Origin of the sequence: Flavobacterium frigoris PS1 (assembly GCF_000252125.1) — a bacterium.
Lineage (GTDB): Bacteria > Bacteroidota > Bacteroidia > Flavobacteriales > Flavobacteriaceae > Flavobacterium > Flavobacterium frigoris_A.
Map to the genome: position 1 here is coordinate 23,383 of NZ_AHKF01000012.1, position 22,705 is coordinate 46,087.

General features: G+C 36.3%; 23 protein-coding genes and 1 pseudogene. 11 read left to right on the forward strand and 13 right to left on the reverse strand.

Annotation, left to right across the window (positions count from 1 at the left end; all coding sequences use genetic code 11):
- Nucleotides 1–26: 26 nt before the first annotated feature.
- Together HJ01_RS04445 and HJ01_RS04450 are read right to left on the reverse strand one after the other, a co-directional pair.
- A complete protein-coding gene (locus HJ01_RS04445) occupies nt 27–287 on the reverse strand; it encodes a hypothetical protein (RefSeq protein ID WP_040473696.1) in 261 nt (86 codons plus the stop codon).
- A 242-nt stretch (nt 288–529) separates the two neighbouring features.
- Nucleotides 530–2,143, reverse strand: coding sequence for a murein L,D-transpeptidase (locus HJ01_RS04450; RefSeq protein WP_238531067.1), 1,614 nt, complete (start codon nt 2,141–2,143; stop codon nt 530–532).
- A 343-nt stretch (nt 2,144–2,486) separates the two neighbouring features.
- Here HJ01_RS04450 and HJ01_RS04455 point away from each other — a divergent pair, with 343 nt between their 5' ends.
- A complete protein-coding gene (locus HJ01_RS04455) occupies nt 2,487–2,801 on the forward strand; it encodes an HPF/RaiA family ribosome-associated protein (protein WP_007137114.1) in 315 nt (104 codons plus the stop codon).
- A gap of 121 nt (nt 2,802–2,922) precedes the next feature.
- Here the strand turns inward: HJ01_RS04455 and HJ01_RS04460 are convergent, their stop codons facing one another.
- The gene (locus tag HJ01_RS04460; RefSeq protein WP_007137115.1) at nt 2,923–4,494 is read right to left on the reverse strand and encodes a murein L,D-transpeptidase; all 1,572 of its coding nucleotides are present in this window, start codon (nt 4,492–4,494) and stop codon (nt 2,923–2,925) included.
- Nucleotides 4,495–4,727: 233 nt separating this feature from the next.
- On the opposite strand from HJ01_RS04460, the gene HJ01_RS04465 reads away from it, so the two are divergent.
- From HJ01_RS04465 to HJ01_RS04500, 8 genes and pseudogenes are all read left to right on the forward strand, one after another.
- On the forward strand, nt 4,728–5,243 hold the full coding sequence (locus tag HJ01_RS04465) for a nuclear transport factor 2 family protein (protein WP_040473698.1): 516 nt from the start codon (nt 4,728–4,730) through the stop codon (nt 5,241–5,243).
- 217 nt (nt 5,244–5,460) lie between these two features.
- A pseudogene (locus HJ01_RS04470) lies at nt 5,461–6,825 on the forward strand (ammonium transporter).
- Nucleotides 6,826–7,118: 293 nt separating this feature from the next.
- A complete protein-coding gene (gene trmB, locus HJ01_RS04475) occupies nt 7,119–7,796 on the forward strand; it encodes a tRNA (guanosine(46)-N7)-methyltransferase TrmB (protein ID WP_007137119.1) in 678 nt (225 codons plus the stop codon).
- A gap of 55 nt (nt 7,797–7,851) precedes the next feature.
- A complete protein-coding gene (locus HJ01_RS04480; protein ID WP_007137120.1) occupies nt 7,852–8,490 on the forward strand; it encodes a LysE family transporter in 639 nt (212 codons plus the stop codon).
- Between the two features lie 45 nt (nt 8,491–8,535).
- A complete protein-coding gene (locus HJ01_RS04485; RefSeq protein ID WP_007137121.1) occupies nt 8,536–8,865 on the forward strand; it encodes an MGMT family protein in 330 nt (109 codons plus the stop codon).
- A 228-nt stretch (nt 8,866–9,093) separates the two neighbouring features.
- Nucleotides 9,094–10,221 (forward strand): Mrp/NBP35 family ATP-binding protein, encoded by a 1,128-nt coding sequence (locus tag HJ01_RS04490; RefSeq protein ID WP_007137122.1) that lies wholly within the window; start codon nt 9,094–9,096, stop codon nt 10,219–10,221.
- Nucleotides 10,222–10,275: 54 nt separating this feature from the next.
- A complete protein-coding gene (locus HJ01_RS04495) occupies nt 10,276–10,515 on the forward strand; it encodes a NifU family protein (RefSeq protein WP_007137123.1) in 240 nt (79 codons plus the stop codon).
- A gap of 167 nt (nt 10,516–10,682) precedes the next feature.
- Nucleotides 10,683–11,000: a 2Fe-2S iron-sulfur cluster-binding protein gene (locus HJ01_RS04500; protein WP_007137124.1), complete on the forward strand. Its 318-nt coding sequence runs from the start codon at nt 10,683–10,685 to the stop codon at nt 10,998–11,000.
- A 28-nt stretch (nt 11,001–11,028) separates the two neighbouring features.
- Here the strand turns inward: HJ01_RS04500 and HJ01_RS04505 are convergent, their stop codons facing one another.
- From HJ01_RS04505 to HJ01_RS04530, 6 genes are all read right to left on the reverse strand, one after another.
- Nucleotides 11,029–11,793: an SGNH/GDSL hydrolase family protein gene (locus HJ01_RS04505; RefSeq protein WP_007137125.1), complete on the reverse strand. Its 765-nt coding sequence runs from the start codon at nt 11,791–11,793 to the stop codon at nt 11,029–11,031.
- Nucleotides 11,794–11,855: 62 nt separating this feature from the next.
- A complete protein-coding gene (locus HJ01_RS04510; protein WP_007137126.1) occupies nt 11,856–12,638 on the reverse strand; it encodes a DUF3050 domain-containing protein in 783 nt (260 codons plus the stop codon).
- Between the two features lie 91 nt (nt 12,639–12,729).
- The gene (locus HJ01_RS04515; protein ID WP_007137127.1) at nt 12,730–13,908 is read right to left on the reverse strand and encodes an acyl-CoA dehydrogenase family protein; all 1,179 of its coding nucleotides are present in this window, start codon (nt 13,906–13,908) and stop codon (nt 12,730–12,732) included.
- 277 nt (nt 13,909–14,185) lie between these two features.
- Nucleotides 14,186–14,899 (reverse strand): tRNA1(Val) (adenine(37)-N6)-methyltransferase, encoded by a 714-nt coding sequence (locus HJ01_RS04520; protein ID WP_007137128.1) that lies wholly within the window; start codon nt 14,897–14,899, stop codon nt 14,186–14,188.
- Nucleotides 14,900–14,965: 66 nt separating this feature from the next.
- Nucleotides 14,966–15,490, reverse strand: coding sequence for a ribosome maturation factor RimM (rimM, locus tag HJ01_RS04525; RefSeq protein ID WP_007137129.1), 525 nt, complete (start codon nt 15,488–15,490; stop codon nt 14,966–14,968).
- A gap of 14 nt (nt 15,491–15,504) precedes the next feature.
- The gene (locus HJ01_RS04530) at nt 15,505–16,068 is read right to left on the reverse strand and encodes a 30S ribosomal protein S16 (RefSeq protein ID WP_007137130.1); all 564 of its coding nucleotides are present in this window, start codon (nt 16,066–16,068) and stop codon (nt 15,505–15,507) included.
- Nucleotides 16,069–16,269: 201 nt separating this feature from the next.
- Here HJ01_RS04530 and HJ01_RS04535 point away from each other — a divergent pair, with 201 nt between their 5' ends.
- Together HJ01_RS04535 and HJ01_RS04540 are read left to right on the forward strand one after the other, a co-directional pair.
- Nucleotides 16,270–16,737 (forward strand): DUF6252 family protein, encoded by a 468-nt coding sequence (locus HJ01_RS04535; RefSeq protein ID WP_007137131.1) that lies wholly within the window; start codon nt 16,270–16,272, stop codon nt 16,735–16,737.
- 170 nt (nt 16,738–16,907) lie between these two features.
- The gene (locus HJ01_RS04540; protein WP_007137132.1) at nt 16,908–17,270 is read left to right on the forward strand and encodes an RNA recognition motif domain-containing protein; all 363 of its coding nucleotides are present in this window, start codon (nt 16,908–16,910) and stop codon (nt 17,268–17,270) included.
- A gap of 309 nt (nt 17,271–17,579) precedes the next feature.
- On the opposite strand, the gene leuB is transcribed toward HJ01_RS04540, so the two are convergent.
- From leuB to leuC, 4 genes are all read right to left on the reverse strand, one after another.
- Entirely contained in the window at nt 17,580–18,641 is a 1,062-nt protein-coding gene (gene leuB / locus HJ01_RS04545; protein ID WP_007137133.1) for a 3-isopropylmalate dehydrogenase, read from the reverse strand.
- 51 nt (nt 18,642–18,692) lie between these two features.
- On the reverse strand, nt 18,693–20,216 hold the full coding sequence (locus tag HJ01_RS04550; protein WP_007137134.1) for an alpha-isopropylmalate synthase regulatory domain-containing protein: 1,524 nt from the start codon (nt 20,214–20,216) through the stop codon (nt 18,693–18,695).
- Nucleotides 20,217–20,354: 138 nt separating this feature from the next.
- Nucleotides 20,355–20,951, reverse strand: a complete 597-nt coding sequence (gene leuD, locus HJ01_RS04555) for a 3-isopropylmalate dehydratase small subunit (RefSeq protein ID WP_007137135.1) — start codon at nt 20,949–20,951, stop codon at nt 20,355–20,357.
- 48 nt (nt 20,952–20,999) lie between these two features.
- Nucleotides 21,000–22,394: a 3-isopropylmalate dehydratase large subunit gene (gene leuC, locus HJ01_RS04560; RefSeq protein WP_007137136.1), complete on the reverse strand. Its 1,395-nt coding sequence runs from the start codon at nt 22,392–22,394 to the stop codon at nt 21,000–21,002.
- Nucleotides 22,395–22,705: the final 311 nt, after the last annotated feature.

A 22,705-nucleotide genomic window follows, 5' to 3' on the forward strand; every position in this document is an offset into this window, starting at 1 on the left:
TTTGTTCGTCAGAATTCTCAGTGAAATCATTTTTGAGGGGGGACTGCTATAATCGCTTTTACGGCTTCGGCTGATTTTTCATGTATAATGCGTTCTAGTGCAAGAGCTGGCTTCTCTGCTTTTTTTGTGTCTTTTATCAAAGAAATGGTTGTTTGAGTGTTCAAGTTTTTCTCTATCAAGTCAGCAGATGATTTTTCTCCTGAATCGAAATTACTCGTTGCACAAAAAATTAGAAGTGAGTTCAATACTAAAAATAGAATTGCGAAAGTGGAGAGCTTGAGTTTCATAACCTTTAGCCTTTAGGTCATTAAATGTAATAAAAAATCAACTACAAGTAGTATCGCTACATATAAAGTAGACGAGTGGTACTCTTTTTCGGTTCAATTGCATGAATTGAAGTAGACGATTTGGAAAAAACAGATTAACCAATAATTATATAGCAAATTGGGTCAACCGAATTTCGTACACCGTCAGATAAATGATTAAGCCTACCGTTTGAAATATTTTTCTATCTAGAATGTTCTTTGCTTTATTTGTAATCGTCATAAAAAAGGAGGTCGGCTAGGCTGTTGTCTTTGTAGTATATGTCGAAATAAAAATTAATTTCATCAGCATCATTGACCCAAGCCGTGAAATAACCAATATGAATTGGTATTTTGTTCTTCAGCACATAGGTAGTTTCCTTGCCGCCATTCATGGTCTTGCTTATCTTTTCTGACGGCCAATTGGGATTGTCCTTTAAAATTAATAGTGCCAATTCTTTTGCTTTTTGCATATTGATGCAGCCGTGACTGAACATGGGAATTTCAACCTCGAAATTTGTCTTATAAGGCGTGTCATGCAGATAAATATCATAGGTGTTGGGAAAAACAAACTTTACTAATCCTAAAGCATTCTGGTCACCCGGTTTTTGTCGGACATTACCATTGTTCCATTCCATGTTTTTTTTCTCCAGATAGTCTGGATCTTTTTTCATTGCTGGTTTTATTTCATTTTCTATGATACTTCGAGGGACATTCCAATAGGGACTGAATATGATCCGACTGATATTAGAACTAAAAATGACTGTTTCCATCATGTTGATTCCCACAAACACCTTGGACTCTAGCGCTCTCTGCCCATTTTTAAAATAAATAAGCTTAAAGGAGGGCACGTTTACGATGATAAATTCGTCCTCTTTTGCCAGTGCTGGCGGAATCCATCGGCAACGTTCCATGTTTACTATTATGGTTTTGATGTAACTGGTAATTGGAATATTCATCCTGTTAATTTGGCGTGGGCCAATATATTGATGTGCCTGATAGCCATTCCTTCTGTTAAACTTGAGCACTCCTTCCATTAGTTCCTGATCGAAAACATTGCTCTGAGAGTCCTCTTTTAGATCTTCCAATACATAAAGGCGATGTCTGATTTGACCTATGATTTTTGAACTGTCACGCAGATGGTGGATGGGTACTAAAGGATTGGTTTCAATAAGTGGCCAATCACCGCTCTTTTCTATCTCGCGGTATTTTCTCAAGGCATTCCGTAGTTTGTAATATTGCCCAAAAAGCTGTTTTTCATTTTTGTCCAAAAGTTTGGGAACGGTTAATAGGGAATCTAGCAAGTTTGTATACGAAACGTTTTTCCTTGGTAGAAACCAATCCGTTTCCTTAAACTTCTCGCTGTCTATGCCGTGAAATACTTTTTTAGCGTAAAATATATACATTGTCGATAACATTATCTCCGTATCCATAGGGGATAGGTCAGCGGTGGATCCTTTATTGAAAATGGCAGCAATTTTATCCTGGTACGCTAAGTTAAAGTTCAGACCTTCATTCTTGAGTTGGCTTACTTTGGCGTACAATAAACTAGCAAATTCGATAAGTCCTTTGCTGTCAAACCAAATCGTATTGTAATTGTGATTTTGATATAAGGTAATTACCTCTAACTTGTAATTTTTTAATTTGGGGTATTTTTGAAAAAAAAGATCGATCTCGCTAAGGTCAATGTCAAGTATGGATTCTTTGGGAGAGATGTTCATAGCTGTTTCTGACCACTGCGAAGCACTGTCCGAAACAGTTGTTGTCCTATTACGGTCGGCTGAGGCAATAAAAATGCCAAATAAGAATACTGCAATAAACGAAAGAAAGTTTTTCATCATAAAAACTTTTACTAAAGTTATAAAAAATATCGGTTTTTTAGGTAATAATTCCCATTCAATTAGCGGTACAGTACTTCTCAGGTCTAATTTAGTCTATCGGAACGAAAGTGGAGGCGGAAAGAGCAAAATCTATCAAATATCAAAAGTAAAGGCAATTTGGTGGTCTGCGTTGCAAAGTTCAAAAGCAAATAGAAATCAGTTATAAACAAGCTTGCGTCATATTACAGGGATAACTTGCCAGTAGATATGTGATTTCCGTTACTATCATAAATTTTTACTAATGGCTTCGTTTTTTTGTGATATTAAGGTTAGATTTGGAAGACAACTATAAATTGATAATAATATGAAGATACAAATTAACACCGACAAAAATGTAGAAGGAAGCGAAAGACAAGAAACGTATTTTTCTGGAGAATTAGAAAAAGCACTTTCACGTTTTGATGATAAAATTACCCGCATTGAAGTTTATTTTGCCGATGAAAATGGCGATAAGTCCGGAATTAATGATAAAAAATGCGTTATAGAAGCACGTCCAACAAAAATGCAACCTCTAGTGGTGACTGATTATGCTGACTCAACAGAGAAAGCATTTCACGGTGCATTAGACAAGATGAAAAAAATACTGTCAACTTCTTTTGAAAAACAAAAGGAACATTAAACACCAATCCTTTTGGAGTTGCAAATAAATATAAAAATGACACTTTTCTTAAGTTAGGAAAGTGTCATTTTTTCATGGAATTATATGATGTTGTGGAGGCTGGGTTTTGAGTCTATAAAAGCTATTTTATATATAGCAAGGTTGCCAAGGCTTCGTCTCTATCGTAAACGTCTTCATAAAAATGAATGGTCCCTTCGGTATCTACCCAAGCCGTGAAATAACCAATGTAAACTGGAATTTTATTGTGAAGGGTGTACCAAGATTCTTCTCCCTTGTTCATGGCTTCTTCAATCTTTTCCTGATTCCACTTTTTATCGTTTTGCAAGATGTGGACTGCTAGCTCAATTGGTTTTGCCACTCGGATGCATCCATGACTAAAAGCTCTGTCTTCTCTGTTAAAGAGGCTTTTGGCAGGAGTATCGTGTAAATAGATAGCATTCGAATTAGGGAAGAGGAACTTTATCAACCCCAAGGAATTTTTGGGTCCAGGTCTTTGTCGTACATATTCTTTATGCCATTCCATGTCGTGCTCCTCCAGATAGTTTCGATTTTTTTCTATGCCTGGAAGGATCTCTTTCTTTAAGATACTCTCCGGAATATTCCAATATGGACTGAATACGATGTATTTCATCGGGGTGCTAAATATCACCGTTTTGTTCATGGCTTTGCCTACTACAACATCAGATCGCAGTTCCGGTTTTCCATTTCTAAAATACGTTAATTCATAAGCGGGGATATTTATGGCAATTAATTCTTTGGCTTTTGTAATGTCATTTGAAACCCATCGACAGCGTTCCATATTGACTATAAGTGTTTTTATGCGCTGTGCAACGGGTATATTTAAATCTTCGATGAGTTTTGGTCTAATTACTTTGCTAGCGGCATTTCCACTGCGTTTGTTGTATTTTAAAATTCCGGTGGCTAATTCATTATCATAAATCGCACTTTTAGAGTCGGTGGCAATATCTCCGGAAATGTATAAACGTTCTCTGATTTGTGTAATGGTTGTGGAGCTGTCGCCAATAGTAAAAGACTTGAATCTTGAATCAAGGTCAATGTATTTCCATCCGCCTTTCTTTTCCATTTGGCGGTATTTTAGTAGCACATCTTTAAGTAGAAAATATTGACTCAACAGTCCTTTCTCTTCCTTGTGAATTAACGAAGGGTCGACCAAGAGAGAATCTAGATAGTTGACGTAGGATTGTTTTTTTCGTGGCAGATACCATTCCATTTCGTTCGATTTCTTAACATCTAAACCATGGTAAACGGTTTCTGTATAATAAAAGTACAAAGCTGAATGAAGGAGTTCGGTATTAATGTTTCGTTTTTCAACAGTATTGATTCCATTGTAAACTCGGTCGAGTTTGTCTGCATAGGGAGCGACATTCTCAATCCCTTCCTCTTTTAAGGAATTGATCTTGTTGTAGAGTACGTTGCCAAATTCATTGATTCCATTTTTATCATACCAAACATAGTGGTATTGGTGTTTTCGATACAATTGCTCAACATCCCCTTGATACTCTTGTAGTTTAGGGTGTTCATTGAAAAAAGTTTTTACCAAGCTGCTGTCAAAAGGAGTTGTTATGTCTTCTTCAACAGCAACAGCGACTGTAGCTTGATTTTTTTTGCAGGAAACTAGTGTAAATATAAAGAGGGCGACAATCATTGCAGTAGGTACAATTAACTTTCTCATAATTTGGGTTTGATGATTAATATTTTTAGGTACAACAAAAATACGTTAAAATAGCCTGCAATATCCCAGTTTGTGATTGGGCTGAAATGGCTATATTTACCTTTATGATCTTAAGTTTTACGGAAGAAATTTTCTTTTGCGTTTAAAGGATAGCTTTTAAGTACAAGATAAAGTTTGTTTTGTGAAAAACAAAAGACAATCAGTCATCTATGAAAATAAATAATAATATAAATATGAAAAATGTAGTTCTTCTCTCGTTATGCTATTTATTATGTGCTGCTTTTACAACTGCTAAGTTTGATCAACACAAGGACAAAGAAATGATCAATGCTACGCTTGACGCTTGGCACAAAGCCGCAGCGGACGCAAAATCCGACATCTATTTTAATTTTATGACAGAAGATGCGGTTTTTATTGGTACTGATGCGACAGAGAATTGGAGTAAAGCTGAATTTCAAGCCTACGCAAAACCCTATTTTGACAAAGGTAAGGCCTGGAGTTTTATCCCATTGGAGCGCCATATTTATTTTGATAAAACTGGAAATACGGCTTGGTTTGATGAACTGTTAAGTACCCAGATGAAAATTTGCAGAGGTTCAGGGGTTTTGGTTAAAATAGGCCAAGAGTGGAAAATTAAGCATTATGTTTTGTCGATAGCCGTTCCTAATGATAATGTGGGGGAAGTGGTTAAGGTTAAAGCGGCTATAGAAGATGCGTTTCTGTTAAACTTACAAAAAGGGGAACGATAGGCTGTTTTTTATTTGCCTGGCAGAATTCATAACCATGTATTTCTCAATAGACAACTATAATAGCTAAGGTTAAATCCTATTCTGATAGCAAACAGGCTTCAAAATTACGGATTCTGTTATAATTATTCAAATCCCCCCTGTTTTGTGTCGATGTAAGCTATAAAATCATTATTTTTTTAACTTTGTCCCCTTGAAAATAAGGGTTAAATAAATTAAAATGAAAACTGAAAAACGCTGGGTAATTTCCTTTGTAATTATAAGTATGGTTTGTATCACTGGAGTTTTATGGCCAGCAGTAACAGAAAACAATGCTATTCTTTCTCAATTTGGCACTCTGGATCAGATCGTTCCTGCTGATGTTGCTTGGATGCTTACTTCGTGTTGTTTGGTTTTAATCATGACGCCGGGATTGTCTTTTTTTTATGGAGGAATGGTAGGGAAGAAGAATGTGATTTCTACCATGCTGCAAAGTTTTATTTGCTTAGGAGTAGTAACCTTATTGTGGGTAGTAGTAGGCTTTAGTTTGGCTTTTGGTGAGCCTTTAGGAATTAATATCGGAAATGGTTTTTGTAGTTTTGTAGGTGATCCTACAAGTTTTGCATTTATGGATTATGTGGGTGTTTTGCCTCATAATAAAATGGCTACTACTGTTCCCTTTATGCTGTATGCTTTGTTCCAGATGAAATTTGCTGTTATTGCGCCTGCAATCATTACAGGTTCTTTTGCTGAACGTGTTCGATTTATTTCGTATTTGTTATTTATCTGTTTGTTCACTTTGTGTATATATGCGCCGTTATGCCACGCCGTTTGGTATCCTACTGGAATTTTAGGCGCTTACTTTGGAGTTAAGGATTTTGCCGGAGGGACAGTGGTTCATATGAGTGCCGGATTTGCGGCTTTGGCTGGTGTTATTGTTTTGGGAAAAAGAAAAAATAGTAAGCATGTCCCTACGAATATCCCTTTTGTTTTATTGGGAACAGGAATGCTTTGGTTCGGTTAGATTGGCTTTAATGCTGGTTCATCGCTAGAGGCTAATGGAGTTGCGGCGATGGCTTTTGCAACGACCACAACGGCTTCCGCCGCTGCAATGTTGACGTGGATTTTCTTTGATCGCATCAACGGTAGAAAAGTTTCGGCATTGGGTGCTTGTATTGGCGCTGTAGTGGGATTGGTTTCCATAACGCCAGCTGCTGGCTATGTTACCGTTCCGGAAAGTATGTTTTTTGGTTTTGTTGCCGCCCTAGTTTCAAATATGGTTGTAAATGCTAGGTTCTTGAAAGGGATTGATGATACCTTAGATGTTTTTGCCTGTCACGGCGTAGGTGGAATCACAGGAATGGTTCTTACAGCAATTTTTGCCCACGGTGAGCACGCAAGTTTGCTTCATGGAGGTTGGAATGTCTTTGGCCATCACATAACTGCATTAGTTTTGGTCTCAATCTATACTTTCTTTGGAGCTTATATTTTGTTTAAAATCACCAATAAAATTATTCCGATGCGTGTTTCTGAGGAATCAGAGGTGATGGGACTGGATTTGTCACAACACGACGAAACCCTTTTTCCAATTGAGTGCGCGGACTAAGGTGTATAATTAAATGTTTTATGGAATAAGTTTGACTTCTCGATTCTTCACAAGGGTTTTTGTCATATTACCTTTAAATAAATCGAGCTGCTTACGCAAATTGTTATTGTAGTTAACAACTGTCACTTTGATTTTTTTTACTAAAAATGCATGTTTTTCAAATAAAAGCAGGCTAGGTAGAAAAGGGATCGAGAAGTTTTTATTCCTAAAATAGGCACACAAATTAAATAATTCACTGCCATACCCTTCGGTCTTATATATTTCCTTAATTTTGCCGAAATATTTTAAAAATCGTGGGAAGCAAAAATAAATTAAAGAGATTCGGAGAAAACGAAACATTCGGTAACGTTTTTCAGCCAACAAGAGAAGAAGTAGTTGGAGATTTATTTCCTTTAAAAGGAAAATGGAATTCTGATTTCTTCAAAAATGACAATCCAATAGTATTAGAATTAGGCTGTGGAAAAGGGGAGTACTCCGTAGGATTAGCGCAAAAATACCCTAATAAAAACTTTGTGGGAATCGACATCAAAGGAGCGCGTTTTTGGCGTGGTGCTAAAACAGCAGTTGATGAAGGATTGCATAATGTGGCTTTCATTCGAACTCAAATCGAGTTGATCAATCATGTTTTTGCTGAAAATGAAGTCGATGAAATATGGATCACCTTTCCAGATCCACAAATAAAATATAAGAGAACCAAGCACCGCATGACTAATTCAGAGTTCTTGCAGTTGTATAAAAAAGTATTAAAAAAAGATGGTGTTGTTAACCTGAAAACAGATAGTGAATTCATGCATGGATATACATTAGGTTTGCTTCACGGTGAAGGACATGAAGTGCTGTATGCTAATCACAATGTGTACGTAAACGAAGGAAGTCCAGAGGAAGTGACTGCTTTTCAGACTTTTTACGAAAAACAATATTTGGAGGTTAACAAAGCAATTACGTATATTCGATTTAAAATTAAAGAATAATAGTACACTTGCAATTGGAATAGCTAGCCAATATTACACCTTTGAACCAAACTAAATGAATTTAATTATACCTTATTTTTTAGGCTTCGTTACTGCAGTCATAGGGATTATTCCTCCAGGGCTAATTAATATGACAGCAGCTAAAGTGAATCTCAAAGAAGGACAGAGAAATGCGTTTTGGTTTGTGTTGGGAGCAGTTATTATTATTTTTTTTCAAGCTTACCTAGCTATTTTATTTGCTCAAGTCATAAACATTCGCCCTGATATAATTATCTTATTGCGAGAAGTGGGATTTGGTATATTTGGAGCGTTGACGGTCTATTTTTTAGTCCTGGCGAAAGCGCCAAAGATTAAGAAAACCAAAATTAAAAAGAGAAGCCAAAAGAAACGGTTTTTTCTGGGTATGTTGCTGTCAGCTCTTAATTTTTTCCCCATTCCCTATTATGTTTTTGTCAGCATTACTTTGTCTTCATATGATCTTTTTGCGTTTGACATAACGTCTATTTTTATTTTTGTAAGCGGCGTGGTGTTCGGATCTTGCCTTGTCTTTTATTTTTACATTAAATTCTTCCAGAGGATAGAAAGCAAAGCAGATTATATGTTAAAAAACATGAATACGATTATTGGTAGTATAACAGGTATGATTTCAATCATCACTTTATTCAATATCATTCGGTATTATTTAGAGAAGTAAGACGTAAAATAAACGAGCTAATCGTTCTTAAGATTAGTTAAATCCATGGCGAACGATAATTTTTTCGAAAGAGTATATAGTATTGCTAAGCAAATTCCTTACGGAAAGGTGACCTCCTATGGGGCTATTGCTAGAGCATTAGGTACAGCTCGCTCCGCAAGAATGGTAGGCTGGGCAATGAATGCGGCGCACGGTCTTGATGATGTACCCGCACATCGAGTGGTTAACAGGATAGGATTGTTGACAGGGAAATTCCATTTTGAAGGTACAAATCTCATGCAGCAATTATTAGAGAGCGAAGGGATAGAGGTAGTCGATAATCAGATTGTCGATTTCGAAAAACACTTTTGGGCTCCTGATGTGATGGAGGGGTAAGTAAGCATAGTACATGCATGCGAAAGCGGTAGCAAAGGTTTCATTAGTTCAGAATAGCTAAAAGAGAGGATTATAAATCCCGATAATTCCTGCTAATTTTAGCATCGATAAATGCAATACAAAAACGACTGTTATAAGAACTTAATCTGTTATCTTTACAATCTGAAATCAGTTTAAATAAACATAACGTTTCAACTATAAAAATCAATTGAAAATAGTAAACTTATAATGAAATTAGATAGAAAAGACATTCTTAAAGCTTTAGAGACAATTACTATAGCTGGAGAAGGAAAGAATATGGTAGATAGTGGAGCGATAGCAAACGTTATCACTTTTGGAGATGAAGTAGTGGTTGATTTAGTTTTGCACACGCCAGCGATGCATATCAAAAAAAGGGCAGAGGACGACATCAAAAAAGCGATACTTGAATTAGTGTCTCCTGACGCTAAAATAAAAATCAACAGTAAAGTAGAGGTTGCAGATAAACCTGAAATTAAAGGAAAAATGATTCCTGGAATCAAAAATATTATTGGAGTTGCCTCTGGTAAAGGTGGAGTAGGAAAGTCTACGGTTACTGCAAACCTTGCGGTAACTTTGGCTAAAATGGGATTTTCAGTAGGAATCCTTGATGCTGACATTTACGGACCATCGATGCCAATCATGTTTGACGTTGAAGGCGAAAAGCCAGTTTCAGTTACAGTTGACGGGAAGTCAAAAATGAAACCAGTTGAAAGCTATGAAGTGAAAATACTTTCTATTGGGTTTTTTACAGCTCCAAGTCAGGCTGTTATCTGGAGAGGACCAATGGCTTCTAAAGCCTTGAATCAAATGATATTTGATGCTGACTGGGGAGAACTAGACTTTATGTTAGTTGATTTGCCTCCGGGAACTGGAGACGTTCATCTTTCGATAGTGCAATCATTACCAATTACCGGTGTTGTGATAGTGAGTACGCCTCAAGCTGTGGCTCTAGCCGATGCTAAAAAAGGAGTTTCCATGTTTATGTCTGAAGCAATCAATGTTCCTGTTCTTGGAATTATTGAAAACATGGCTTATTTCACACCAGAAGAGTTACCTGAAAATAAATATTACATCTTCGGAAAAGAAGGGGCTAAAGATCTTGCTGAAGATTTAGGTGTTCCTTTCTTGGGGGAGATTCCAATTGTACAATCCATCCGTGAGGCTGGAGATTATGGTCGTCCTGCAGCAATGCAAAGCGCATCACCTATCGAACACATTTTTGATGAGGTAACCAGAAACGTGGTACAAGAAGTAGTAAATAGAAACGAAAATTTACCCGCTACCGAAGCTGTTAAAATTACAACTATGGCAGGTTGTTCGGCGGTAAAAAAATAATTTTAGATTAAACCTTTATACTTTTTAGGTTTTAAATCTTTCAAATTGAATAAAATGACAACAGAAGAATTAACAATTGAAGTTCAAAAAGCACTGGAAGAAATCAGACCTTTCTTGAATTCTGACGGCGGTGATATTACGCTTATTTCTATTGAGGAAGACAAGCATGTTAAAGTACGACTTGAAGGAGCTTGTACTAGTTGTAGTGTCAATCAAATGACACTAAGAGCCGGTGTCGAAACCACCATCAAAAAGTTTGCGCCGCAAATTGAAACTGTTGTAAATATTCTTTAAATTTTAATAAGGGCGTTTCCACTTTTAGAAAAAAGTCTATCCAGCATTGCGGTGATGGGACTTTTTTCTAAAAGCGGTCGGGCTATCCGCGCTACTTCGGTAGCATGCTACTATCCCTAACGCAAAACAATACAGTAAGTTAACAAACCAATTCCAATATTTAAAAAATGGACGTTTTAATAAAAATTAAAGATAGAGAAGGAGTAGTTCATGAATTGCAAGCGCCAACTGATATGGCAATGAATATCATGGAGTTGTGTAAAGCCTACGAACTTCCTGTTGAAGGAACTTGTGGAGGAATGGCTATGTGCGCTTCCTGTCAATGTTATGTCCTTAATGATGTAGCGTTACCTGAAATGGGAGATGATGAAGAAGCGATGCTCTCAGAGGCATTCTACGTAAAGCCTAACAGTCGTTTGGGCTGTCAAATCCCAATCACCGAAAGTTTAGAAGGTTTGGAACTGGAGTTGGCTCCAGAGAATTAATATAAAGTCCCGAATTATCGGGACTTTTTTATTTGTTTAAGATTTTAGCGGCTACAGGAGCTATCCTCTCCACAAACAACGAATAGGCTTTTTGTGATGGGTGTAAGCCGTCTTGCGCTACGAGATCCGTGTTTGTTAATCCTTTTCTGGTTATGTCAGTTATATTGATAAATTCAATGCTGTTTTCTTCACAGTATTTTTTGGCGAAAGCATTATAATTATCGATCTCAGTTGAAATTTTCATTGGGTTTCCTGAACCTTGGCCGAAAGGCGTATAAGCATAGTCAGGAATAGACACTACTATTACTTTACTTTTCTCTCCATTCGCAAAAGTGATACTTTTATTTACTAACTCAGGAAACTCTTGCTCGTAAACCGAAAAAGATTTGTGCTGGTACTGATTGTTTACCCCAATTAATAGCGTAACCAAATCGTAATTTGGCGTCAAGTTTTGGTTATTTATTGCTGAAACTAAATTGGTTGTAGTCCATCCTGTTTGAGCAACTACTTTTAAAGAATAGGTATTGGTAATATTGGTGTTTTTTAAGCTTTGTTGTAATTGTTCAGGAAACTTGCAGCTGCTACATACACTTTGACCTATGGTGTAACTATCTCCTAATGCTAAATAGTTAATGCTATGATCTAGCGTCTTTACTAAAGGGATGCTTTGGGATGTGGTATTTTGAGAACTTTCCATTATTGGTTTAGTCTCAAAAACGGAGTTTTCTGTACTGCAATTGGTGAAGAGCAGTGCTAATAATAAAGTAACTAGTATTAAGATCGGATTTTTCATTAGTTTTAAATTAATGTTTAATGAATTCTAATACTAGTTACGCTAATAAGATAGTGTTGGTTTTATGCCATGGCAACTTTATTTGTGATGCTTTCTTCAATTGCATCCCATAATCCAATGCGTTTTTCTAAAGCCATTTTGGCTATTTCTTCAACCTCTGACCATTTCTGCGCGTCATTTTCACAAAGTTCAGTTATCATTTGCATTGCCATAGGGCCATGTTCGTCAGAATCTAGTTCAATGTGTCTTTCGAAATAATAAATTAATTTGCTTAAGTCTGTATTTGGAAAGTTTTCTTGGAAATTTTTTAGGATGGCTGTGAACATATTCGGAATCAAATCTTCGCGTCCAAAGGTAAAAGCTGCTGCTATTTCATGAGGCTTTCCTTCTTCAATTACTCTGAAAGTAAAGTCTAAAAACGCTTTGACATTTGGATGTAGGGCGCTTATTTTTATGGCAACGAAAATATTCTGTAATGAATGTACTTCTGTTAAAAAGCCATCAATTTCAGAGGTGTTTGCTCCACAATCTTTCATTGCTTCGATATACATTTCGTAGTGGCTTTGACGGCGACCATCAATTGTTAGGTCTGATTCTTCTGCAACGACGATTTCGTTGATTAAATATCTAGTTTCTGGATTGGCTGTGGCGAACCAAGGAGTCGTGGTGCAGGTTAATTTAGATTGTAAAGCCTTTAGTAAGGACATGAAGTCCCATACTGCAAATACGTGGTTCTCAAGAAAGCATTTTAAGTCATCAATCGTTTTGACTTTTTTGTAAAGCGGATGCTGCAACAAGATGATTTTTTGAGGCTCTATCGTGTTGTTAATATGCTGAATAGTCATAGCTTTTATTTTTAGTGTAAATTTAAAAAAGCTTCTTGTTTCCAAGAAGCTTTTATCATCGATTTTTTAAATACTGCAATAGTTTTTATTTCTATTTAAAGGCAGGGATTCCAGTAATATCCATTCCAGTTATTAAGAGGTGGATATCGTGTGTTCCTTCATAGGTAATAACAGATTCTAAATTCATCATATGTCGCATAATAGAATATTCTCCTGTGATTCCCATGGCACCAAGCATTTGTCTTGCTTCACGGGCAATATGGATTGCCATATCAACATTATTTCTTTTAGCCATAGAGATTTGAGCTGTAGTTGCTTTTCCTTCGTTTCTTAAAACACCGAGTCTCCAAGTTAGCAGTTGCGCTTTGGTGATTTCGGTAATCATTTCAGCTAGTTTCTTTTGTTGCAATTGCGTTCCAGCAATAGGTTTGTCAAACTGGATTCTTTCTTTCGCATAACGCAAGGCAGTGTCATAACAGTCCATTGCAGCACCAATGGCGCCCCAGGCAATGCCATAACGAGCAGAATCTAAGCAACCTAGTGGTGCTCCTAATCCAGATTTGTTAGGTAACAAGTTTTCTTTAGGCACTTTTACGTTGTCAAAAATTAACTCCCCTGTTGAAGAAGCTCTAAGTGACCATTTGTTATGTGTTTCTGGAGTCGTAAATCCTTCCATTCCACGTTCTACGATAAGTCCGTGAATTCGGCCTGTTTCATCTTTTGCCCAAACAACTGCAATGTCAGCAAATGGTGCATTTGAAATCCACATTTTAGCACCATTTAACAGATAATGGTCGCCCATGTCTTTAAAATTGGTAATCATGCTTCCTGGATCTGAACCGTAATTAGGTTCTGTCAAACCAAAACAACCAATGAATTCTCCAGTGGCTAATTTTGGTAAATATTTCATACGTTGCTCTTCGTTACCGTATTTCCAAATAGGATACATAACTAATGAAGATTGTACAGATGAAGTAGAACGAACACCTGAATCACCACGTTCGATTTCTTGCATGATTAGTCCGTATGATATTTGGTCTAATCCAGCTCCGCCATATTCCACAGGAATGTAAGGGCCAAAACCTCCAATTTCGCCTAAGCCTTTTATAATTTGTTTTGGGAATTCTGCCTTTTGAGCATATTCTTCAATGATGGGTGAAACTTCACGTTTTACCCATGCACGTGCAGAATCACGTACTAATTTGTGTTCCTCAGATAATAAATCATCTAATAAGTAGTAGTCTGGCGATTGAAATAAATCTGGTTTCATATTGAGTCTTTTATAGTGGTCTGGCAGTTGTTGATTAATCTTAGTATAAAATTAAAGCAATTTGCACGATTGGTTGTTTTTACGAGACAAATTTACATAAAGAAATATAACAAAACCAATACGAAATGTTATATTTTTAAATAAATAATGTGGAGCTCCTATTTCATTAGAAACAAAGCGATATAGGCGCTATTAAATAGCAGCTTTGAGACTTGTATGTGCTGAATTTAGTAATGTAAAATAGTGGAATGGGTGGTGAAATTTGATTTTTCGGTAATTACATTTTCAAATAGAACTCTTTTGTCAGTTCTATGTATTCTTTTGTATAAAGGTGTCTTGCAGTTTCGATGATTAGTTCGTCGATAATGATATTGTTGTTTTCGGTGCGGCCAAAAGCCAATAAGCTGCGTTTAATCCCGGTTGTGGGAGTTCCTTTAACGCGAGTTATTTTTAATGGGTACAGCTCATATTCTTTGGCAAGAGCCAAAAAAGTATTCTCCTCTTTAAAAGGAATTATTACTGAAAAAACACCATTTTCTGAAAGTAATAAAGCGGCTGCTTCGACAAGGTCTTCAAAAGGCATGGCGTCTTGAAAACGTGCCATATCTCTTTGATTGCTGTCAGTTTTGTAATCTTCGCTGTAAAATGGAGGGTTGGAAACAATAAGGTCGTATTCGTCTTCGGGTTCTTCGACAAATTCGTCCAGACCTGCATGAAAACAGAATAAACGGTCGCTCCAAGGAGAGTTTTCAAAATTATCTACCGATTGCTCGTAGGCTTCTTCGTCAATTTCCAGTGCGTCAATTTGTTCGGCATGACTGCGCTGCGCTAACATCAAGGCAATTATTCCAGTTCCAGTTCCAATATCTAAAATACTAAACGGATTGTTTTCGATTGGTGTCCACGCGCCAAGTAAAACGCCATCGGTCCCTATTTTCATAGCACAACGATCTTGCTCTGTTGAGAATTGTTTGAATTGAAATTTTGACATGGAAATGAGAGTGTTTATTTGGATTTTTAATAATAACCGAATAAACAAATAACCGATTAAACTTTTCTAAAGATACATTTCGATCAAGCCTTCTGGTAAATCCATGAGTACTTTTTTATTCTCACGGTCAATTTTGACAAGAAAATGGTCAATCATGGGTATAAGAATTTCTATATCATCTTTTAGTACTTCGAATAATGGTTGAGCAGTAGTGTCATTGATAGATTGGATTTCTCCAACATAGCCAAGACGTTTGTCTTCAACTTCAAAACCAATTACTTCGTGAAAATAGAATTTGTTACCGCTAAGTTTCGGTAACATTTTTATTGGAAGATATAAATCGTTACCGATAATGGCATCGGCTTCTTCTTCATTATTTACGTCTTCAAAGCGAACGCGAAGGAAGTCGTTTTTGTGCAGGGAACTACTTTCAATAAAAAAAGGAACCAAGTGTTTGTTGCATTCAACAAACACTGATTCCAAGTTCTCGTATAGCTCTGGCTCGTCCGTGTCTAAATAGGCAAGGACTTCCCCTTTAAAACTAAATTTTTTGGCGATTTTACCTAAATAGAAACAATCTTCTTTACGCATCTTCGCTTCTAAATTTATGCTTGAGTTTCTTCGTTGTTTTCTTCTGCAGCAGGAGTTTCTTCAGTTGATTCAACTTCAGCAACTTCTTCTTCAACAGCAGGAGCGGCAGCAGCGATAGCGTCTGCTTCAGCTTTTGCAGCTGCAGCTAAACGTTTTGCATTTACATCTTGTTCTGCTTTGAAAGCTTTAGCTTTAGCGTCAGCTTGAGTTTTAGTCAAACCTTCTTTTTTAGCATCAACTGTTCCAGTTTTAGCTTCTAACCAAGTAGCTAATTTTGAATCAGCTTGTTCTTGAGTTAAGGCTCCTTTACGGATACCACCGTCAAGGTGATGTTTCAATAAAGCTCCTTTGTAAGAAAGAATTGCTTTAGCAGTTTCAGTTGGTTGTGCACCATTGTGTAACCATTTAACTGCACTATCAAGGTTTAAGTCGATAGTTGCTGGGTTTGTGTTTGGATTGTAAGTACCGATTTTCTCTAAGTATTTACCGTCTCTTTTTGAGCGAGCATCTGCTGCTACAACCCAGTAAAAAGGTTTTCCTTTTTTACCGTGTCTTTGTAATCTAATTTTTACTGACATAATCTAAATGATTAAATTTTGAGGTACTCGACCTCTATTAATTAAGGATGCAAAGATATACTATTTTTTTCTAATATGACAATAAGTTGTTATTGTAATGAATAAGAATGTTTTACACTTGTTTTTGCTGTATTTTTTTCTCGCTAATCCTATTTATTTAGCGATAATACCATACTTTTGTTACTATAAATTACGCATTTTATGAAAAAAACAATTCTTTTTATGATCGTGCTATTTTCCTTAATGTCCTGTACAGAGGATATAAGGTTTAATAATCCCTCTTTTCAAGGGTCAAAGGATAATCTCTTTTGGAGGGCAATAGAGTCTAAAGCAACAATAAGTCCCAGCGGATCTTTAGTTATTGAGGCATATTCTGGAAACGAAGTAATAACTTTAAAGACGACTTCAACGGTAAAGCAAACGTATCCTTTGGGAACAAGTACAAGTAAAACAGCCACTTATGTTTTAAAGGATATTGATGGAACAATTACTTTTTCAACAGGAATTGGAATTGGTAACGGCCAGATAATCATAACACAATATGATGCAGTAGCTAATACAGTGTCAGGCTCCTTTAAATTTAATGCGAAAAACATTTACAATAATCCATTGGCAGGTGATATTTTGAATTTTCAGCAAGGGGTATTTTATAAAGTTCCCATAAGGTAGCACCTGCTAACCAATTAGGGCATCTACGTAATTTTAAAAGTGCTTGGATTTAGCCTTTTTGTTAGTTTTCCTCTTTTTCTAAATTAAAATAAAATCATAAATAAGCTAATATATAGTGTGTTATAAAAAAATAGCATTACATTTGTTGCAATTATTATAAATAAGTACATATGAATATTTTTGTTGGAAGCCTTCCATTCAGTATTGAGGAAGCAGATTTAAGAGAGTCTTTCGAGGCTTATGGTGCAGTTGATTCTGTAAAAATTATCACTGATAAATTTACTGGAAGAAGTAAAGGATTCGGTTTTGTTGAAATGACGAATGATGATGAAGCTCAAAAAGCGATTGATGAATTGAACGGTGCTACTGTTCAAGGACGTGCAATTGTGGTTAACAAATCTGAGCCAAAACCAGAAGGAGAAAGAAGAAGTTTTAACAATAACAGTCGTGGTGGAGATTCACGCGGTGGTTATGGTGGTGGAAACAGCCGTGGTGGAGAAAACCGTGGTGGTGGAAACAGAGGAGGATATTAATATTTTTTTCTACAACTATAAAAAAAGGGGACAATGTAAATTGTCCCCTTTTTTGTTTTTAAGATAAAGTGTAGTTTTTCACTAGAGAATTAAATATCAAAACCATTCTTGCTACAAAATGGGGGCAATCTGAAATCAGGAGGTCTTAGTTATGCTGAACGGGTAAAGAAAGAATTATTCTCTTGAAAGTTATAAAACGAAAAATGCTGCCAATGTAAATTGACAGCATTTTTGCTTGTAAATAGTTAGTTGGTGTAGTAGTTGTTTGTTTTATAGGTATGCTTTCCGTCAGTCGCGTTCTTGTGTAGCTTACAAATTAGCAACTAACCAGTCTCCTACATCACTTGTTTTGTAAACTGTTGCCCCTTTTTTGGCTAAATCCTCGGTAACAATACCTTGTTCTAGTGATTTGTTAACCGCGGCTCTGATAGCTTCAGCTTCTTCTTTTAGTCCAAAAGCATCTTCAAACATCATGGCCGCTGATAATACAGTCGCTAATGGGTTGGCAATATTTAATCCTGTAGCTTGTGGGTAAGATCCGTGTATAGGTTCGTATAAAGAAGTGTGTTCTCCTACTGATGCTGATGGCATTAATCCCATAGATCCAGAAATTACAGAAGCTTCGTCTGTTAGGATGTCTCCAAACAAGTTTTCAGTAATCAATACATCATAAGAGTTTGGCCATTGTACTAATCGCATCGCAACAGCATCTACAAATTCGTAACTTACGGTTACTTCAGGGTAATCTTTTTCCATTGCTTGTACAGTCTCTCTCCATAAACGAGAAGTCTCTAATACGTTAGCTTTGTCAACACAACATAATTTTTTAGTACGTGTCATGGCTAATTCAAAACCTTTTTTTGCTAAACGTTGAACTTCTGCTCTCGTGTAAGTACAAGTGTCAAATGCAGTTTCGCCATCGTCTTTTCTTCCTTTTTCTCCAAAGTAGATTCCACCAGTTAATTCTCTTAAGAAAACTAAATCAGTTCCTTCGATTCGTTCTCTCTTTAGAGGAGAATTGTCAATCAATGATGGAAATGTGAATGTAGGTCGAACATTAGCAAATAGACCTAGTTTTTTACGCATCAATAACAATCCTTGTTCAGGTCGTACTGGTGCAGAAGGATCATTATCGTATTTTGGATGTCCAACTGCTCCAAAAAGGACAGCGTCCGCAGCCATACATATATCATGTGTTTCATCTGGATAGGGAACTCCTATGGCATCAATTGCACAAGCTCCAGTAAGAGCCGGAGTCCAAGTGATTTCGTGCTTGAATTTTTTTGCAATGGCATTAGAAACTTTTACGGCTTCATTGATTACCTCTGGTCCGATTCCGTCTCCTGCTAATAGTGCTATTGTATATCTCATTATAGTATTTTTTATTACTGATTCTTCGTTGTTTTTTGTAAATATGATGCTTTAGTTGGTGACTACATTAAGCATTTTTTGAGTTGCTATAATTGCAGCAACGGTTTGATCAGAGTCGAGTCCTCTTGTTTTAAACTCTTTTCCATTGTTTGTCCAAGTGATAATTGTTTCGCATAAAGCATCTGAACTACTCCCAGGAGGAATACGTACTGCGTAATCAATAAGTTTTGGTAATGCTAATTGCTTAGAGGTATATATTTTCGCCAATGCGTTCATGAAAGCGTCAAATTGACCATCTCCTTGTGCGTGTTCTTCGATAATTTCACCGTCTATTTTCAAGCAGAGGGTTGTTGAAGGACGCAATCCTTTTGCGTGTGACAATACATAAGACTCCACTATAATTTTTTCCTGATACGTTTGACTGTCTAAAACATCAGAGATAATATAGGGTAGATCTTCTTTAGTCACGGTTTCTTTTTTGTCACCCAATTCAATGATTCTTTGGGTAACCAACTTCAAATCTTCTTGGTTTAGTTTTAGTCCTAATTCTTGAAGGTTTTTTTCGATATTTGCTTTACCGGAAGTTTTTCCTAATGCGTATTGTCTTTTTCTTCCAAAACGTTCTGGAAGTAAATCATTGAAATATAAATTATTTTTGTTGTCACCATCTGCATGAATTCCTGCAGTTTGAGTAAAGACATTGTCTCCTACAATAGGTTTGTTCGCTGGTATTCTATAACCAGTAAATGTTTCCACCAATTTACTGACCTTGAATAAAGACGATTCTTTTACATTGATTCCTATCTCAGGCATGAAGTCATTTATTACAGCAACAGTACTTTCAAGAGGTGCGTTTCCGGCACGTTCTCCCATTCCGTTTACTGTAACATGCAATCCTTTAATTCCCGCTTTCAAAGCTTCCATCACATTAGAGATGCTTAAATCGTAATCATTGTGTGCATGAAAATCAAAATGAATGGTTGGATATTTTGTAGTTATTTGCGAAACAAATTTAAAAGTGTCAGAAGGTATTAATACACCCAACGTGTCAGGCAATAATATTCTTTTGACTCCTTGTGTAGCTAAAAAATCTAAAAACTGAAATACATATTCAGGAGAATTGCGCATCCCATTACTCCAATCTTCAAGATAGACATTGGTATCAATATTGTTTTCTTTTGCTAGCGCTATCGTTTGGGCAATTTCTGTAAAATGTTGTTCAGGTGTTTTTTTTAATTGATGTTTCAAGTGATTCATTGAACCTTTAGTCAATAAATTTTGAACCTTAGCACCTGCTTTTTTCATCCAGTCAATAGATAGTCCACCATCTACAAAAGTCAGAACTTCTATTCGGTCTTCATATCCTTTTTCTTTGGCCCAAGCCATAATGCCTTTCACCCCTTGAAACTCCCCTTCACTCACGCGAGCTGAAGCAATTTCTATTCGATCAATATTTAATTCTTCCAGTAATAATTGGGCAATGGTTAGTTTTTCTGCAGCAGAAAATGATACTCCTGAGGTTTGTTCACCATCACGGAGTGTCGTATCCATTATTTCAACTTTTCTTTTTTCCATTTTTAAATTTGATGCTAAAACGATGATTTCTAAATAGAATAGAAAGTCGTGTAATTGTATTTTGTAAAATTATAAAGGCAGTTACTGGCGTCATCAATTATGATGAAGCCCTAGTAACTGCATTATAAGAATTGTTATTTAGTAAGGAAGCTTGTCAGCAAATGCGATTACCTCAGATTTTATGTTTTGCAAATAATCAATGTCATCGAAGCCATTAATCATGTTGTCTTTTTTATATCCTGAAATATCAAAAGATTCTTTGTCTCCTGTTGCTTTAAGTGTAATTGTTTGTTCTGGAAGGTTTACTTCTAGTTCTGTTTTTGGATCAGTTTCAATAGCTTTGAATACTTTGTCAGCAAATTCAGCACTCACTTGAACGGGTAATACACCAACATTTATACAGTTATTTCTAAAAATATCAGCAAAAAAACTAGATACGACACATCTAAAACCATAATCGTAAACAGCCCAAGCTGCATGCTCTCTTGATGATCCAGAACCAAAGTTTCTTCCTCCTACGAGGATTTTACCGCTATAAGTTGGGTTGTTTAATACAAAGTCTAATTTTGGAGAACCATCATTATTATATCTCCAGTCGCGGAAAAGGTTGTCTCCAAAACCTACACGTTCAGTCGCTTTTAAGAAACGAGCAGGGATAATTTGATCCGTATCTACATTTTCGATAGAAAGCGGAACTGCTGTACTAGTAAGGATATTAAATTTATCGTAAGCCATTGTCTGTATATTTTATAAGATGAATAAATTCATCTGTTATTTTTTTTTTTAGATTAAATCTCTTGGATCTGTTAGTACTCCTGTTACGGCAGCTGCAGCAGCCATAAATGGACTTGCCAATAGTGTTCTTGAACCAGGCCCTTGACGTCCTTCAAAGTTTCTATTTGAAGTGCTAACTGCATATTTTCCTGCAGGTACTTTGTCATCATTCATCGCTAAACAAGCTGAACATCCAGGTTGACGCAATACAAATCCAGATTCAGTCAAAATATCAAGAATTCCTTCTTCTTTAATTTGTGCTTCCACAACATGTGATCCAGGAACCAACCAAGCGGTAACATTATCAGCTTTTTGTCTTCCTTTTACAATAGAAGCAAAAGCTCTAAAATCTTCAATACGACCATTAGTACAACTACCTAAGAATACGTAGTCAATTTGTTTTCCAATCATGGCATCACCTTGATTGAATCCCATATAACCTAATGATTTTACATAGGTTTCTTCTCCTTCAGCAACGTCTTTTGAACTTGGAATACTTTTAGTAATTCCCAATCCCATTCCAGGATTTGTTCCGTATGTAATCATGGGTTCAATATCTGATGCTTGAAAAGTGATTTCTTCGTCAAAAATTGCATCAGCATCAGTTTTTAATGTTTTCCAATAAGCAACAGATGAGTCCCAAGATTCTCCTTTTGGAGCAAATAAACGACCTTCTAAATAATCGAAAGTTGTCTGATCTGGAGCAATCATTCCTCCACGAGCACCCATTTCGATACTTAGATTACAAACGGTCATGCGACCTTCCATAGTCATGTTTTCAAAAACTTCACCTGCATATTCTACAAAATATCCTGTAGCGCCCGAAGTAGATAATTTTGAAATGATATATAATGCAACGTCTTTCGGTGTAACTCCAAACTGAAGATCTCCAGCTACGTTAATACGCATTTTTTTAGGTTTTGGTTGCATGATACATTGTGTTGAAAGTACCATTTCTACTTCTGAAGTACCAATTCCAAAAGCAATTGCTCCAAAAGCACCATGTGTCGAAGTATGTGAATCTCCACAAACAATTGTTGCACCCGGTAAAGTAATTCCGTTTTCAGGACCTACTACGTGTACAATCCCGTTTTTTACGTTTCCTAAGCCCCAGTGGCTAATTCCGTATTCTTTTGAATTTTCTTCCAATGCTTTCAATTGATTAGCTGATAAAGCGTCTTCAACTGGTAAATGTTGGTTTATTGTTGGTGTGTTGTGATCTGCAGTAGCAAAAGTACGCTCTGGGTATAGGACAGAAATTCCTCTTTCTTTTAAACCTAAAAAAGCAACAGGACTAGTCACTTCATGAATGAAATGACGGTCAATAAAAAACACGTCTGGTCCATCCTCAATTTTACGCACCACGTGCGAATCCCATACTTTGTCAAATAATGTAGTACTCATTTTAAATATTTTTTAAGTGTATTTTTCATTTATGGATCGTTAAAGAGTCCATAATTGTAATAATGAGAGCAAATTTAAAAAAAGAAACAAAGTCGTCAATTTGGATTTTTCATTATATACGATACCCAAACCCTTTTTACAACTTCAGATGACTGATATTTTGATGTTTCTGGTTTTATCGAGCAATCGGAATTCATTTTTAATTTTGTTGATCGTCATTTGGGATGTTGGATTTGCTACTTTGGGCTATTGACTATTTCTCATTTAAAACTCATTTAAAGTGTGTTATGTTTAGTAAAAGCCGTATAAAA